Source organism: Rhizobium sp. Leaf311 (assembly GCF_001423445.1).
Lineage (GTDB): Bacteria > Pseudomonadota > Alphaproteobacteria > Rhizobiales > Rhizobiaceae > Agrobacterium.
The window spans coordinates 200506-216132 of the sequence record NZ_LMNZ01000024.1 but is presented as its reverse complement, the minus strand read 5'-3'; the positions used below and the strand labels follow the sequence as shown (position 1 = coordinate 216132).

Below are 15627 nucleotides of genomic sequence, written 5' to 3'. Positions count from 1 at the left end.
ACAGAATGAAAAAAGACTATTCGATAACCTTCTTCTATTACGACGATATCCACGCGGTCGTGCCATTCTATGAAGAGGTTCTGGGCTTCGAACTGGTGCTCGATCAGAACATGGCGCGCATCTACCGCATTGCTGAAAACTGCTATTTCGGCATTGTCGATGGCAATCGCGGTCATCTGAAACACCAGGAAAAAAGCGCCGTGCTGCTGACCATCGTCTCTCAAGATGTGGAAGGCTGGCACAAGCGGTTGAAGGAAGCAGGCGTTGCCGGTCAGTCGGAGATGCTGCGCGGGACGTTCTGCGAGCATTTCTTCTTTGAAGATCCTGCCGGCTATGCCATCGAGATCCAGAGATTTCATAACCCAGATGTGGCGAAGCTTTTTCAATGAATATTGACGATATAGACGCGGCGGACAACCTGATGTCGCAGGCACTCGAGTTCGGTGCCGCGCAGCTTTTTGCCCTGCCGGATGCCTCGATCGTTGATCTGGCGACGGGTTATATTCCGCTACTCGTCAACTTCACATTCGAGGACAAGGCGGCCAAGGGGCTGCGCAAGCTGACCGATCAGGCAGAGCCGGAACCCGCCGTCTATTTCTCGGCGCTCGAAATGGTGCGCGATCATCCGGCCGTCGTGCTGACCGGAGAGACCGGAAGCGGCAAGACCACGTTTGCGAAGCATCTGGCGTTCTCACTCGCACAAGGTGGCTTTACGCCGCGCGCCATTCCGCGCAACGATCTCGGCGCAATGCATGATGTACACTGGACGCTGGAAGGCGTCGTGCCACTCTACCTTACCGCTGAGCCCTCAAAAACTTTCGATGCGTTGCTTGCATCTTCCCTAGATGTTTTGCGCCATGCGGACCGTGGGCTTTTACTGATAGTGGATGGCGTAGAGGTGGCTGGCGACGCAGGGCGCCAACTGCTTGCCGATGCGCAGGCGTTCCAGAGCCGCCATCCGGCTGTGAAGATTCTGGCACTCGGCGAAGTCTCTGTCGTCAAGAGCTGGGTGCTTCCCGCGGGCTATGTGCGCTATGATCTGTTACCGCTTCTGAAAAGCCAACGCAGTGAAGTGGCTGCGCGACTGGCTGGCCTCGATCTCGGCGCGACAGGAATTGCTCTTGGCGCTGCCGCTGCCAATCCCGCGCAGTTCGTCATGGCCATGCATGGCGGCGATGTGGGTGAAAGCGCCGAGGTCATCACCGACAGCTGGCTTGCAAAGATTTCCGGTGATGCCCAGACGAGCGAACTCTTTTGCGGTCTGGCGTTCGATGCGCTGACAGCCGAGGTCGATGACCCTACTATCATGCCCATCACCCGCGTGAGGCAATTACTGGCGGCGATACATCTGGCCTCCAAGTCCGCTGATCTGGCCGTTTCGCACTTTCGCAAGAAACCGAGCCTTTGGGCACCGGTTATGACAAGCCTTGCTGCGCGCCTTTCCGGCACGGATGCAGCCAGCGCCTTGATTACAGCGCTGATCGAGGGCGAGGGTGACGCGGTTCTGCGAGGTGCGCTGCTCGCGGCAGACATGGTAACGGACGCAGGGCCGTTGCGTGATCGCATTGCTGCGCATTTGCTGACGATTGTGAGCGACGGAGCGCTGTCTGCACTGGAGCGCGAGATCGCGGGCCGCAAGCTATCGCTCTGGGGTGATCCGCGCGAACTCGATGCATTGGCAGATGTTGCAGGTGGGGAATTCACCTTCGGCTCTCTCAGCCATCCCAATTCAGAACCGCCTCATCCAGTTGCAGTCGACGCCTTTCGTATCGGCCTTTATCCGGTGACAAACGGGGCCTATGGTGCGTTCGTGCGCGACACGAACCGGCTGTGGCGCAGCCCGGACGGGTTTTCGGATGACCGACGCAATGCTCCAGCGACCGACCTGACATGGCACGACGCACGAGCCTATTGTGACTGGTTGACAAATCGCTGGCGTGCACAAGGGCGTATTTCGGCAGACGAATTCGTGCGACTGCCGACGGAACCGGAATGGGAGCGCGCTGCGCGTGGCGACCAGCCGGATATACAGCCGGATGTCCTCAGCTACCCTTGGGGACATGCGTGGATTGACCAGGCGGCGAATTCCGAGGAAACAGGGTTCAATACTACCTGCACGGTTGGCTTGTTTCCAAAGGGACGTTCTCCCTACGGCTGCTACGACATGGTCGGTCAGGTCTGGGAATGGTGCACGACGCTATGGGGCGACGATATGGCGACGCCCGACTTCAAATATCCCTACTCGAACGATGGGCGTGAAGCGGTTGATACCGCACCGTCGATCCGGCGCGTTCTACGTGGGGGCTGTTTTTCAAGCGGTAAACTCAAAGCCTGCTGCACATACCGGGGAAGCCTCGAACCCGATGGCTTCTGGCGCGGCAATGGATTTCGGATCGTGGTCTCGCGGTAGCGTTGTTTCAATTTCAAAGTGCATCTGGCGATTCAGCCACAAAATGGCCAGCAAGGGATAATCCACGCGCGTTTGAGAGATACTATGGTCAAAGCACATCAGACGGCCCACTACTAACATCACAGCCGAAATATCTTGTCCCCTAGGATCAGCGATCATCACGCTGTCTCTGTCATCAGAAGCGTTTTGCGCCACATGGAAATGCTTAGCGATACGAGCCGATCTTTGCATGGATTTGCCTAATGTTGTTTTAGGAACCTGGCATGAACCCATTCATTTTGATCCATCTCTTTGACCATGACCAAGAGCCAACCAGTGTGTTCGGCGACCTGAAGGGCAGGGGTCTCCACCGGAAGAATTCTGTCGATGCATCGATGAGCGTCCGGGTTTCATATCGGTCGATGATGCCAAAGTCTGGAATATGGGTGCCGGGTCCGAAATCCAGCGCCTGGGGGAGGCCCAATTGTCATGGAGATCAAGTTCATGCACCGAGGGGCCGATGACCTTGACTCCTCGCTTGCTCCATTCGAGATGAAGCCGGGCAACTTCTCCTAGTTCGGTAGTGCAAACCGGTGTGAAGTTGCGAGGATGACTGAACAGGGTTGCCCATGATCCCTCAATCCATTTGTGAAATTCGATGGGCACCTCGGTACTTTCCTGAAGAAAATTGGGTGCCGTTTGACCAATTTGTAACATTTAATAGTCCTTCCGCTTGGTGGCCGGGGATCGATAACTGCGCGGATCTATTGCTCCGTTTCAACTCAGCCCATCCTAATTGCATCTGTCATGGGGATATTTAGAAATCTCCGCCCCCGTGAGTCCTGGACCGGCAGGCGGCCGCCATTGATGTTGATTTGCAGGGCGATCAGCATCAGGTTAGGAAGAGGAAGTGAAGCATCTCGATCCTTCCGCCGCCCTATGAACCCTTTTTTTCCTCGACCACCTAGGTGCACATTGGTGCTTTAAGCTCGAATGTTCGTCTGGCCGCATGGACTCTGGACTTCGGACGGATAGTCGTGGCCGACAAACGGATGGGTATGATCTGGCAAGGTGAGAAGTGACCTAAAGGTCTGCCACAGCTCGCGGGCACTGGCACCCGGAAAGTCTGCTCTGGCGGTGCCAACGTCGGGCATGATTAAGGTGTCATTGACGAATGCTAGCTCCCCACCAGTACGATCGATGCTGCGGTGTGTCCGGCGCGTACATGACCGACAACTTCGAGTCCCCAAATTCCACAGTATCGCCGTCGCGAAGTAGCCGACTGCATCGGCGGCCATCGATATGCAGATCGCCCAGGTCATCTCTCCGTTAGTCCAAGCGCACCGCCCTACGGCCTGAGACTGTCTCGACATGAACGCCATAGAAGACATGAGGTGATTGTCGCACAAGGGGCAGCTTATAGGGCTTACTCGCGCCGATTTCCCACCAGTCAGAGTGCTTCTGAAGAAGCGACCATGCGTGGAACCGCTGGCTGTCAGGAGATTCACTATAGGGGAATTCCTCAAAGCTGCCGTCGATCACAACGCTCGTCCATTCGCCCTCGGCAAACTTCTCCTCGGCATGCAGACAAACCCTGTTATTTTCTCTCATCCAGTCGAGCTTCTTGCCAGGCATCGTAAAGCTGTACGCGATGCTTCCCTCGAATGCGAAGTAGACAGACGCGATATAGGGTTGGCCGTTGCGGCAACATGACAGGTGACCGTAGCGAGCACGTGCCAACATGCGGTAGCACTCTACAGGGCTTATGTCTGTAAGTTTGATGGTCATCGCTTTCACTCCACGTGTTGAATGACATGATTATAGACGTATCGTAGTCGTGCGCATTGATCAGGAACAATGTGAGGAAGCTGACTTTAGCCCATGATCTCGGAAAACCTGAAGGAGACTGCCATGAAATCGCAATACCATCTTCCATTGTCGACCTATCCGGATCCGAGTTCTTACAACATCATCGACAACGCGATCGATTTCGCTCATCAGAATGGTGCCGAACTGTTCGTTGGACTTCTTCGAGTGAGGATACCCGCGATCAACCAACCGTTTCCAACTGCGATAGACTTCGACGCATGGCGGAATGAGGCTGAGAACTACAGCCACGATCAAGGGAGCCTCTTGAAAAAGCACGTCTTTCGTCATGCTTCGGAACGCAGCCTTGCCGTTCGAATTCACGAATTCGATGCCCGGCAGCCTTTTTTGTTGGAGCCAGTAGCAGCGATGGCCAGATGCTTCGACCTTTCATTGATCGAGGCAAACAGCATCACGAGACAACTTTCTGAGGCACTACTTTTCGATAGCGGCCGTCCTTTAGTGCTCTTTCCCTCCAGTAAAGTTAGCAGACCAGTGGAGACCGTTGCTATTGGTTGGGACGGGAGTTCTTCAATGGCTCGATCCGTAGCCTGTTCCGGCAGCCTTCTCGCTGCCGCGACAAAGGTGTTCGTGATATCCATCACCGACGACAAGGAAATCAATCTTGCAGACCGCGAGCTTTTCGCGAGTTCGCTTCGTTGGGCCGGGCTCGAGGTGGAAGTGATTACGGTGCAAGCCGGACACGAAACGGCGGCCGTTGCGCTTCAAACTGTTTCTTTGGAACACCGTGCAGACCTGCTCATCGCAGGTGGCTTCGGTCATTCACGCCTGCGGGAATTTGTGCTCGGAGGGGTCACTCGAGAACTTCTGACTATGACTGGAATGCCCGTGTTGATGGCTCACTAAAGCGCACGCAGAGCATTGAGGACGACTGCGACGTCGATGACCTCTTGAAGAATGGCGCCCGTCACAGGAGGGAGATAGCCAGAAGCAGCAAAGCCCATGGCAACAATTGATAGGCCTAGGCCCGCATAAACGCTCTGCAAGGCAATTGTCTTGGTGCTCCTTGCAATCTCGATGCTTTGCGGAATCAATCTCAAGTCGTTCTTGAGTAGCACGGCATCGGCCGCCTGGGCGGCAGCCGCAAGATTATGATTACCAACGGCTAGGCCGACGCTCGCAACTGCAAGAGCAGGCGCGTCGTTGACGCCGTCGCCAATCATAAGGACGTTGCCCGCGGCGGATTCCGCGACGACTGTCTGAACCTTCTCCGCTGGAGTAAGCCGTGGTCGAACCTCGGTCAGCGAGAGCGCATCACCGACAAATTGCGAAGCTGGAGCAGCGTCTCCGGATGCAAGCACCAATCGATTGATTCCAATGCTTCGGAGGTGTTGGACAAATTCTGCAGCATCCGGCCGGAGCTGATCTTTCAGGAATATGTCTCCAAGCCAATTTCCATTTACCATGACCTGAACGGTAAGTTCATTCTCCTGAGGTTTCTGTCTCTGAGCGCTCTCGAGCTGATCGTTTAAGCCTCCAATTTGAACCTGAAGGCCATCAACTCCACCAGAAATCCCGGCGCCGGCATCCTCAACGACGTCTTCAGGTCGAAAGAGGACAATTCCCCGACTTCGGGCCTCGTCAACAAGCGCCCTTCCAACGACGTGGCTGGACGCCTGGTCGAGAGATGCAGCTAGCTGGAGGATGCGATCGGCTGACTGCAAACCGTAAATCTTGAATACTACCGGCCGCCCTGACGTCAGCGTACCTGTCTTGTCCATCACAACGATAGAAATTTCTGATAGTGCCTCGAGAGGTCCAGCTCCCTTCACCAAAACGCCCAGATTAGCTGCTTTGGATGAGCCCGCAGCGAACGCCACGGGTACGGCCAGGATAAGAGGACAAGGCGTGGCAACAACGAGAACTGCGACAATACGAGAGATGTCGCCAGAGAGGAAGACAGCAAAACCACCAACGCAAAGTGTCAGAACTAGAAACCAAACGGCAAAACGATCCGCAAAGCGCATCAGTCTCGCCTTGGATTTTCTGGAGGCCTCGACAAGTCTCACGATGCCCGAGTAAGTGCTGTCAGATGCGATATTAAGCACTTTGAGTTCAATTGCCTCACCCGAATTACTCGCACCGCTAGGAATGAAAGCGCCTCTCAACACTCGCTGAGGGAGTGGCTCGCCTGTCATAACGGACTTGTCGATGACCGCGAACTCGCTCACCAATCTGCCATCCGCCGGGACCACGTCACCCTTTCTGACAAGAACACTATCACCGACCGCAACCTGTTCTATGGGTACGGACTCCAATCCGTCCACTCTAAAACGGAGCGCTTTGCGAGGCACTCGCTGCAATAAGGCCGACATACCTTTTTCCGCCCGCCCATAAGCGAAGTCCTCCAGGAACTGTCCGCCTGCGTACATGATCCCGACGATCGTCCCTGCAAGGTATTCACCGAACACGATCGACGATCCCATCGCTAACGCAGCTACGAGATCTAGCCCATATTCTCCATGGCTGATCTTCCGAACTATCTCGATCAAGAGAAAGGCGAGCAAAATGCAGGTCGTGCAGAGAAGCAGGACGCGAGAGATCGTTTCATACTCAGCGGCCTTCAGGATGAGAGAACATCCTAACCCAATAGTTGATATCAGCAGCACAATTTTGCCGTAGGAGAAGGCGGTTGGAAGCTCTTCGGTATCGACGTCCGTCTCCTCTGCACCTATCACAAATGTTGTATTTTCTGACATGTCTTCTCCGCATTATGAATTTAACGTGGAGCATGAGATGCAGTAAGACGTGTATGGAATAGCTAAAAGTCGTTGCTTCTGTATCGAACCCCCGCACTGAACACACTGGCCATAGGTACCGTTGGCCACCCTATCGAGCGCTGCTTTTATTGCTTGCAATTCTTTGCGACCTTCTATGGTCATGCATTTAAGAACCTCGTCATTCTCCACTTGAAGCGCACGGTCCTCCGCATCAGCGTCTAATGGCTGAGAGAGGTCGGTATCGATCGCTTTCAAACGCCGACTGACAATTTCTTTCAGGGCCTGTAGTTCGAGCTTTGCAGCATTGAGTTCCATGCTTTTTCCCCGTCGAAAAGATGGGTCATCGCCTGGAAGAATTTGTTCTCCGCAGGAAGCCCCAAGTAAAGTTGCGACGTCAAAATTAGAGAAATCAAATTCATTAGCATTGATCTAGCGCAATTAACGACCTTTGAAAGCGGCGAAGGCGCTCACGAGCTTTGATAGAGATCAATGACGAAAGCAACCTTTCGATCCATTATCGGGACACCCAACGGAGATTAGAAAGATGGCAATCCGAACAGTGCTGTGCATTCTCCCGGTTAAGGGCTACGACAAAGATCTGGCTGTCGCCTTGGAATTCTGTAGGAAGGCCGACGCCCATCTCAGTCTTGTACCCGTCTGCATGAACTCCTTCCCCATAATGGGAGACTACAATGCATTGTCTTCCGTCTGGCTTGAAGATCGGCAACAGGAAGTCGAAGACCTCGGACGAACTGTCGAGGACATAAAAAAACATATCCTCGATTCGGATATTTCGTTCGATGTTTCTGGAGTGCATACCGAAGTAGGCCTAGCTAGAAGAGAAATCGGACGGCGTGCGCTTTACGCCGACGTGGTCCTGTTGGGTCGAAATGCTATGCGCGATCAAGAGGTCAGGAGGCAGGTGCTCGACGGCGTCCTGTTCGGTACGTCCAGTCCATTGGTCATTAACCGGCTCAATCGTGCCTTTTCGCCTGCTCCGAAGAAAATTGTACTTGCTTGGGATTCAAGCAATGAGGCTGCGCGCGCTGCTCGAGAAGCGCTTAGCCTTATCAAGGCGGCGGAGAACGTGTTTGTCACGATGGTGGATCCTGTCGCTCAAGAGGATTACAATGGCGAAGAGCCCGGAGCTGATGTGGCAACATTCCTGACGCGGCACGGTGTGAAGGTTCAGGTCGACAGACTACCAAGCGGCGCCGGAAGGGTGGATGAGGTTCTGATCCAACACGCCACAGATATTGATGCAGATCTGATCGTAATGGGAGCATATAATCATCCTCGATGGCAGCAAAGCATATTGGGCGGAGCGACGCGCAATATGATTGACGCGTGTCCATTTCCTCTTTTGCTCGCGCATTAAACATCGCAGATGCGAGCCAGCATCTTCAAATTCGCGCTCGGGGTTAGGGCCAATTCTCAGAAAAGAATTACAAACTTCATAATCTCTAGGCTCAGGACTCGTTAAATCAAAGCCAGAAGATGAGGGTGGCTGCGATGCATATGCTTGAGAAAAAAGTGTGGGCGCAGCGATCGTATCTGGTGTGAATTCGCCGCCAGTCTTTGAGCCTGCCGAACATGTTTTCAATCTTGTGGCGCTTTTTGTAGAGCGTGGGATCATGCGGGATAACGACCTTGCGGCTTGCTCTTGAAGGAATGCAGGCGGTAATCTTGCGCTGCGCCAGAGCCTCTCGAAACCAATCGGCGTCGTAACCCTTGTCCGCCAGTAAGGTCTTGGCCTTTGGAAAGGCTTCGATCATCCGTGCGGCACCTTTGTAATCGCTCATCTGCCCCTCGCTCAAAAGCAGGATCATCGGCCGACCGTGACCATCGCAGACAGCATGCAGCTTGGAGTTCAGGCCGCCCTTGGTTCGTCCGATACGTCGGGGAACATCCGCTTTTTTAGCAGACTGGCTGCGGTGCGATGGGCTTTCAAATGTGTAGCATCGATCATCAACTGCTCCGGCTTGCCGCGTCTGGCAGTCAGTTCAGCCAAAATCCGATTGAATACGCCGAGCCTGCTCCAGCGGATGAAGCGGTTATAGATCGTCTTGTGCGGACCATACTCTCTTGGCACATCGCGCCATCTCAGCCCATTGCGCAAAACGAAAATGATGCCGCTCAAAATCAACCGATCATCAACGCGTGGCACGCCGTGCGACAATGGAAAATACGGCTCAATGCGGCGCATCTGCGCCTCTGACAGAAGCATCAAATCACTCATAACAGCGTCTCTTTTCGATCACAATGAATCAACAAGGGGACGCCTGCGCAAGCTATTTAATAGGTCCTGAGCCTAACAAAATTTTTGCAGAAAAGCGGATAGGATCGAGTTTACGACCATCGACGAACGGACCTTATACTATACGCATCCGCTTGGTGTTAGCCGCGGACGGGCTTCGCCGAGGGTGGTAACGGCTCAGGCTTTTGATTTTAAAACAACTATCAGAGATGGCGGAGCGTGCGTGTAGAATTAGTGATCGCCGGTTCGATCCCTTTCAAGAGCTACAAGAGGTTTGCCGCTTGCCTCAGTTCAGCAGACCCGAGGTTGTTCTGAGCGCTTCCGACCAAACCGCATATCCTGCTCCATTTAGATGAACCAGATCTGGCAAATAATAACGGAACATGGGCAGTCCGTTTTCCCCGATGAGGCCGACGTTCGGGTCAAACCACGTCGTGTGTTCGCAACTGTTACACCAGTCGCGCGCCTCTTGGTTAAAGAGATCGAATTCATGGCGGTAAATCCAGCGCGCTGGACTTTGCTTGATCGCCAGAACAACCACATCCGCGCGTGGTAACGCTTGAGAGATGCGATCACGCAAATCCTGCAGGTGCCGAAGGGTTGTTTCAGCCTTGAGGCCATCGCTAGCAATATCGTTCTCACCGAAATAAAGCAGCACTTTGGCTGGCTTCAGTGGAACAAGGACTTGGTGCAGGTAGTGGCTGGCAGAAAGGTACGTGCCGCCGCCAAATCCGAGATTGACGATATCCAGCGAGCCAAGATCCTCGGCGACTGAGCTCCAGATCCGAAATGAGGAGGATCCATACAAGGCGATCGGGTTGTCTGGAAGACCGATGCGCTGAAGGCGGGCAAGAATGGCAATGATATCGTTTTCGTGTCGACTGGTGCCGATATTAGCTGGGAAGTCGTGCATGGCAGTCCTGAAACATCTAGCTTGAAAGACGAATGACGCAATCTGGGGCTCGGCGGAAAATCGAGGTTAAGATAGTGTTTGCTTAAGGATAGCCAGCGCCCCTTTCGTCAGGGTGTCATCCACAGCCACGGATGTCTTGAGACCGAATATATCTGCGGCAACCACGTAGAGATCGTTGAGCCCGTCATTACCGACGATAGCTGCGTCTTCTCCTTCAGCATACCATCCGGCTTCTCGGGCTTGCCGAAACTCCTGCCCGATGACCAGTCCCCGCACATAGGAACGCAGCTGCTTCGACGATAGGTGGCCGACAAGGCCGCCGGTTCGCGATGAAAACAGCAGCGACAGCATGGCGGCAGATTGCTTTGCCTCTCTCAAACCCCAGCGATAGGCTTCCGGATCATCGACCGGCGGCTGCGCGGAACCTCGCGCAATGAAGGAGTGATTGATGAGAAGGTTGAAAATTTCACCAGTCACGAATGTCTGAAAGCCATCGATTCGTCCCCCCTTAATGCGCGCCCACTTGCTGTGGGTGCCGGGGACGATAAGGGTGGCGTCTCCGCCAAGGCCGTGGCCAACGATCTGGGTTTCCTCACCGCGCATCACGTCCGGGAAGGGCTGGCGCGCGGGGTCGTTCAAACCGGGCAGGAAAACGAGATCGGACCCGTTCGGCAGCAAGCCTCGCACCGTGCCGGCGGCAAGTTCTGCAGGGCCTGCCGGGCACGGAACATAAGCGACCTCTACCCAGCCATTGCGGCTGGTGATCATACCGAGTGCGGCAACGGGCAAGGCCCCGTGAAGTGAGAACCAGGGTGCAAGCGCAGCCATCAGCGCCGCCTCATGCTTACCCTTATCAAGGCTTGTAATGCCGTCGGCAGTTTCAAGATGATCGAGCTCTTCGCCGCCTTCACCAGCCAGCGTCGCTCGTAGTGATGTCGTACCCCAGTCAACGATGATCGATGTCGGCAGTGCTGCCATGTCTTGACCTCCTCATTCATTTCATTTGTGGGCTTGTCATAAGTCGGAAGACTAGATAGTGTCAATTAGTGAATTCAAGGTGCCAATATATGATACTAATTTTGGAGGATAAGATGGTGGTTGACCTCAGGGGGATTTTGCCGGTTCTGCCCACGCCGTTTCTGGCTGATGGCGGCATTGACGAAGCAGGCATGAAGCGGCTTGTGGTCTTTGCGCTCGACAAGGGCGTGGATGGAATCGTCTTTCCCGGTTTCGCTAGCGAAGTGGAGACTTTGAGCGCCGCCGAGCGCGCAACCCTGCTGAAGATCGTCGTGGATGCTGCGGCTGGGCGGGTGCCGGTCGTCGCCGGTGCCAGTGCTGCCGACTGGCGTGACGTGGTCGAGCATGGACGGGCGGCATCGGCGCTTGGCATTCATCACCTGATGGTCCAGCCGCCCAAATCGGTCGGCACGGATGTACCGGCGCTGACCGAATTCCTTGGCAGGGTTGTCGAAGCACTTCCCGAAGTTGAAATCATCCTGCAGAACGCGCCTGCGCCGCGCGGCTCCGACCTCTCGCCGCAGGCGATCGTGGAGATCGTGCGTGCCTTGCCTAAGGTCACCTATGTAAAGGAAGAGACGCTCCCCGCTGGCCCCGCCATCAGCCACATCATTGCCCAAGCGCCCGCGACGCTGAAGGGCGTCATCGGCGGTGGTGGCGCGCGCTACATTCTCGACGAATATGCACGTGGTGCCACGGCGGCCATGCCGGCGCTGGAGATCGCTGAGCAACATGTGGCCATCGACCGGGCACTTGTCGCGGGGCGACGGGAGGAGGCTCGCAAGATCTATGTCCGCACCTTGCCGCTTCTGGTGTTACAGGCGGTTTATCGCATGCGGTTGACCAAATATGTGCTGGCGCGTCGTGGCGTAATCGAAGGCGTGAGTGTGCGTGCGCCGACACCCGAGCTTGATGCGGCGGCCATTGCCGATATCGACGCCAATCTGGTTGAGCTGGGCCTTGCGGCCCCGGAGGCCGCATGAACAGCCCTGTCGCAACCGTCGAGGTCTTTACGCTGACACAGCCACGTAAGGTTCCGTATCTTGGCGCACTCAGGGAAGGCGAGGTCGTCAATCCAAACGGTTATATCGTGCGCAAGGGCAATCGAACGGTCTATCCTACCTTTGACCGCAGCGTGCTGGTGCGGATGACGACCAAGGCCGGCGTTGTCGGCTGGGGCGAGACCTATGGTATCGTCGCGCCCGGTGCGGTGGCGGCAATCATCAACGATCTGCTGGCCGGTTTCGTGATCGGCCGCGACGCCTCCGATCCCTCTGCGATCTATGACGATCTTTACGACATGATGCGCGTGCGCGGTTACACCGGGGGCTTTTACGTTGATGCGCTCGCCGCACTCGATATTGCGCTCTGGGATATCGCCGGCCAGGAAGCCGGAAAATCGGTTCGCGACCTTCTCGGCGGCGGCCTGGACAGCTTCTCGGCCTATGTTTCCGGGCTGCCGGAAAAGACGTTGAGAGAGCGGGGGGAGTTGGCTAAATACTGGCAGGACCGTGGTTTCAACGCCTTCAAATTCGCAACGCCGGTGGCTGACGATGGCCCGGCGGCGGAAATCGCCAATCTTCGGCACGTCCTTGGCCCACAGGCAAAAATTGCCGCCGACATGCACTGGAACCAGACGCCTGAACGCGCGCTGGAACTGATTGCCGAGATGAAATTGTTCGATCCGTGGTTCGCTGAGGCGCCGGTCTGGACGGAGGATATTGCCGGATTGGAAAAGGTATCGAAAGGAACAGATGTACCGATCGCCGTTGGCGAGGAGTGGCGCACCCATTGGGACATGCGCGCCCGCGTCGAGCGCTGCCGCATCGCGATCGTGCAGCCGGAAATGGGGCACAAGGGCATCACCAATTTTATCCGCATCGGCGTTCTTGCTGCCGAGCATGGCATTGACGTCATTCCGCACGCGACAGTCGGTGCCGGCATCTTCCTTGCCGCCAGCCTGCAGGCATCATCGACATTGCCGACTTTAAACAGCCACGAGTTCCAGCACTCGATTTTCGAGCCCAACCGTCGCCTGCTTACCGGTGACATGGATTGCCGGGAAGGAAGATATTACCTGCCGGCCGGCCCGGGACTTGGCGTCAAGCCGTCGGAGGCGGCGCTCGCCCTTCTTGAACGTATCTGAATTGGTTTTTTGGAGGAGGAACCCATGACCAAAAGAATGAGAACTCTGGCGCTTGGCACAGCGACCGCATTGTTGATGACGCTGGGCGGGTTTGCTCCCGCCATGGCCGATACTGTGCTGAAGTTCATCTCCTGGCAAACGGACGATGCCGGCACGGGCGAATGGTGGCGCTCTGCCATTGCTACCTTTGAAAAACAGCATCCGGGCGTGAAAATCGAATTCACCAAAGCGGAGCGTAGTTCCTATGCCGACACGATGACAACGCTTTTCGCGGCCAACCAGCCGCCGCAGATCGTGCATTTGGCGTCATTCGAATTTCAGATGTTTGCAGATAGCGGCTGGCTCGAACCTCTCGACCCGTGGCTCAAGAAAGACACCATCGACATGACCGGTTGGGCCGGCCAGCAGAAATGCGAGTGGAACGGCGAAACTGTCTGCATCATGACCAACTATTTCGGCTTCGTCATGGCCTATAACAAGAAGATTTTGGAAGAAGCGGGCGTCGCGGTTCCGAAGACCTACGACGAGTTTTTGGCCGCAGCAAAGGCGACGACCAAGGATCTCAATGGTGATGGCATCATCGACCAGTTTGGCACCGGCCATGAAACCAAAGGCGGTCCGGGGCAATATCTGACGGAAATGCTGAACTACATCCTTGATGCAGGCGCCTACTGGACCGACAAGGACGGCAACATCACCATCGATACGCCGCAGATGGCGGAAGGCTTGAGCCGGTGGAAAACCGTCATGAAAAGCGGCATTAGCCCGGTTGACATGAGCGCCAGCGACGTACGCAAGCTCTTTGCCGACGGCAAAATGGCGATGCGCTTCGATGGGCCCTGGCTGTACGGCACGACCGAAAAGGGTTCGGCCAAGAATGACATTGTTTACGCAGCACCGCCGTTTCATCCGCCGCTCGGTGGATCGTCCAACGTGCTGGCCATGCCGGCTGATATTCCCGACGACCAGAAGGCATTGGTCTGGGATTTCATCAAGCTGACGATGTCGCCGGAATTCCAGCGCAGCTATGCCACCCTTGGCGGCAACACTCCGCCAAGCCCGAAGGCCGACGTCTCGGGTGTCGAAAAGACCATCCCGCATTTTCCCGTACTCATCGCCACGATGAAGGCGGCATCCGAGGCGGGTATCGACCGCGTTCCGACCGGACTTGAGCTCTTCTACAATGAGTTCAGCAAGATGGTGATGGAAGAAAGCCAGCGGATGATCATACAGGATCTCGATCCGGCAGAGGTGGCGAAGACCATGCAGGCAAAGGCGGAAGCCATCAAGGGTTAATCCCAATGTCTCGCCATGGCCCTCTTAAAGGGCCATGGCCATCATCCGCATCCGGCAGGAGGACTATCCATGACCGAATCCGTTCGGGCTGGGCGTCGCAGGTTTTTCGATCTTGCGCGTCCCAGCCGGCAACATCTTCTCGGCTATATTCTGATCGCACCCGCGGTCCTGATGGTTGCCGCCATCATCGTCTGGCCGCTCGTTTTGGCCATCGACCTGTCGTTCCAGCAGGTTAAGATTCCAAGGCTCGGTGGCGCCAGCCGACCATTCTCATTGGCCAATTACAACTGGCTGTTTTCGTCACCGGAATTCTGGCTGGCCTGCTGGGTGACGTTGAAGCTGGTTATAGTTGTCACCGTCGGCAGTGTTGCCGTTGGTCTGAGCACGGCGCTTCTCGCCAACAACCGCTTTAAGGGCCGCACCGTCGCGCGGCTGGGAATGGCGCTGCCCTGGGCTGTCCCGGAAATCATCGCGGTCGTCATTTTTGCATGGATGTTTGACACCTCCTTTGGCCTGTTCGGCTGGCTGGCGATCCAGCTCGGTTTCACTGACCAGATGATACCCTGGGTCAGCAGTTCCACGGCCGCCTTCTGGGCCGTTGCCATCACCATGGTGTGGAAGGGCTTTCCATTCGTGTCGATCATGTGTCTCGCCGGCCTGCAGTCCATTCCCGCCGATTATTACGCGGCCGCAAAGGTGGATGGCGCAAGTGTCTGGCAGCGTTTCCGCTGGATCACTATGCCGCTGTTGATGCCGGTTCTGGGCGTGACGCTGGTGCTGACGCTGCTTTGGGTGTTCCGCGACTTTTCGATCATCAAGGTTTTGACCGGCGGCGGGCCGCTGCGTTCGACCCAGACATTGTCGATCATGACCTATGACCAGGCCTTCCAGTACCACAATTTCGGCCGTGCCGCCGCCGTCGGCGTGCTGACACTGGCGATCTGCATCGTCGCGAGCCTGTTGATGCTCGGCCGGCGTTCTAAATCGATCTATTGAGGAGGC

General features: G+C 55.8%; 14 protein-coding genes and 1 pseudogene. 8 read left to right on the top strand and 7 right to left on the bottom strand.

Annotated elements, in window-relative coordinates:
• The first annotated feature begins 5 nt into the window (after window positions 1–5).
• Window positions 6–389 (top strand): glyoxalase/bleomycin resistance/extradiol dioxygenase family protein, encoded by a 384-nt coding sequence (locus tag ASF69_RS22395; RefSeq protein WP_062590767.1) that lies wholly within the window; start codon window positions 6–8, stop codon window positions 387–389.
• Window positions 386–2410 (top strand): SUMF1/EgtB/PvdO family nonheme iron enzyme, encoded by a 2025-nt coding sequence (locus ASF69_RS22390; RefSeq protein WP_062590765.1) that lies wholly within the window; start codon window positions 386–388, stop codon window positions 2408–2410. Before ASF69_RS22395 ends, ASF69_RS22390 begins: the two co-directional genes overlap by 4 nt.
• 456 nt (window positions 2411–2866) lie before the next feature.
• Here the strand turns inward: ASF69_RS22390 and ASF69_RS23710 are convergent.
• Window positions 2867–3106, bottom strand: a pseudogene (locus tag ASF69_RS23710) (redoxin domain-containing protein); the annotation flags it as partial.
• A gap of 612 nt (window positions 3107–3718) precedes the next feature.
• Window positions 3719–4177 (bottom strand): pyridoxamine 5'-phosphate oxidase family protein, encoded by a 459-nt coding sequence (locus tag ASF69_RS22385; RefSeq protein WP_062590763.1) that lies wholly within the window; start codon window positions 4175–4177, stop codon window positions 3719–3721.
• A gap of 123 nt (window positions 4178–4300) precedes the next feature.
• Here ASF69_RS22385 and ASF69_RS22380 point away from each other — a divergent pair, with 123 nt between their 5' ends.
• Window positions 4301–5122, top strand: a complete 822-nt coding sequence (locus ASF69_RS22380) for a universal stress protein (protein WP_062590875.1) — start codon at window positions 4301–4303, stop codon at window positions 5120–5122.
• Here ASF69_RS22380 and ASF69_RS22375 read toward each other — a convergent pair.
• Window positions 5119–6975: a heavy metal translocating P-type ATPase gene (locus tag ASF69_RS22375; protein ID WP_082469837.1), complete on the bottom strand. Its 1857-nt coding sequence runs from the start codon at window positions 6973–6975 to the stop codon at window positions 5119–5121. The two genes, ASF69_RS22380 and ASF69_RS22375, sit on opposite strands and share 4 nt — an antisense overlap.
• A gap of 12 nt (window positions 6976–6987) precedes the next feature.
• Window positions 6988–7311 carry a TraR/DksA family transcriptional regulator gene (locus ASF69_RS22370; protein WP_062590762.1) on the bottom strand — a complete coding sequence of 108 codons (324 nt, stop codon included), beginning with the start codon at window positions 7309–7311 and terminating at the stop codon, window positions 6988–6990.
• Window positions 7312–7540: 229 nt separating this feature from the next.
• On the opposite strand from ASF69_RS22370, the gene ASF69_RS22365 reads away from it, so the two are divergent.
• The gene (locus ASF69_RS22365; RefSeq protein WP_062590760.1) at window positions 7541–8374 is read left to right on the top strand and encodes a universal stress protein; all 834 of its coding nucleotides are present in this window, start codon (window positions 7541–7543) and stop codon (window positions 8372–8374) included.
• Window positions 8375–8480: 106 nt separating this feature from the next.
• Here the strand turns inward: ASF69_RS22365 and ASF69_RS22965 are convergent.
• From ASF69_RS22965 to ASF69_RS22345, 3 genes are all read right to left on the bottom strand, one after another.
• Window positions 8481–9235 (bottom strand): IS5 family transposase gene (locus ASF69_RS22965; RefSeq protein WP_156462157.1). Its coding sequence is split into 2 segments (ribosomal slippage): window positions 8481–8902 and window positions 8902–9235, totalling 756 coding nucleotides; the frame shifts between segments, so codons are not numbered across the junction.
• Between the two features lie 304 nt (window positions 9236–9539).
• Entirely contained in the window at window positions 9540–10166 is a 627-nt protein-coding gene (locus ASF69_RS22350; RefSeq protein WP_062451851.1) for a GDSL-type esterase/lipase family protein, read from the bottom strand.
• Between the two features lie 66 nt (window positions 10167–10232).
• A complete protein-coding gene (locus ASF69_RS22345; RefSeq protein ID WP_062590756.1) occupies window positions 10233–11144 on the bottom strand; it encodes a 2-dehydro-3-deoxygalactonokinase in 912 nt (303 codons plus the stop codon).
• A 113-nt stretch (window positions 11145–11257) separates the two neighbouring features.
• Here ASF69_RS22345 and ASF69_RS22340 point away from each other — a divergent pair, with 113 nt between their 5' ends.
• The 4 genes from ASF69_RS22340 (at window position 11258) to ASF69_RS22325 (ending at window position 15621) form a co-directional block, all read left to right on the top strand.
• Window positions 11258–12166, top strand: coding sequence for a dihydrodipicolinate synthase family protein (locus ASF69_RS22340; RefSeq protein ID WP_062451853.1), 909 nt, complete (start codon window positions 11258–11260; stop codon window positions 12164–12166).
• Entirely contained in the window at window positions 12163–13329 is a 1167-nt protein-coding gene (locus tag ASF69_RS22335) for a mandelate racemase/muconate lactonizing enzyme family protein (RefSeq protein ID WP_062590754.1), read from the top strand. The genes ASF69_RS22340 and ASF69_RS22335 overlap by 4 nt, the downstream gene beginning before the upstream one ends.
• A 24-nt stretch (window positions 13330–13353) precedes the next feature.
• Window positions 13354–14625, top strand: a complete 1272-nt coding sequence (locus ASF69_RS22330) for a sugar ABC transporter substrate-binding protein (protein WP_062451855.1) — start codon at window positions 13354–13356, stop codon at window positions 14623–14625.
• Between the two features lie 69 nt (window positions 14626–14694).
• Window positions 14695–15621 (top strand): sugar ABC transporter permease, encoded by a 927-nt coding sequence (locus tag ASF69_RS22325; protein ID WP_062590753.1) that lies wholly within the window; start codon window positions 14695–14697, stop codon window positions 15619–15621.
• Window positions 15622–15627 lie beyond the last annotated feature (6 nt).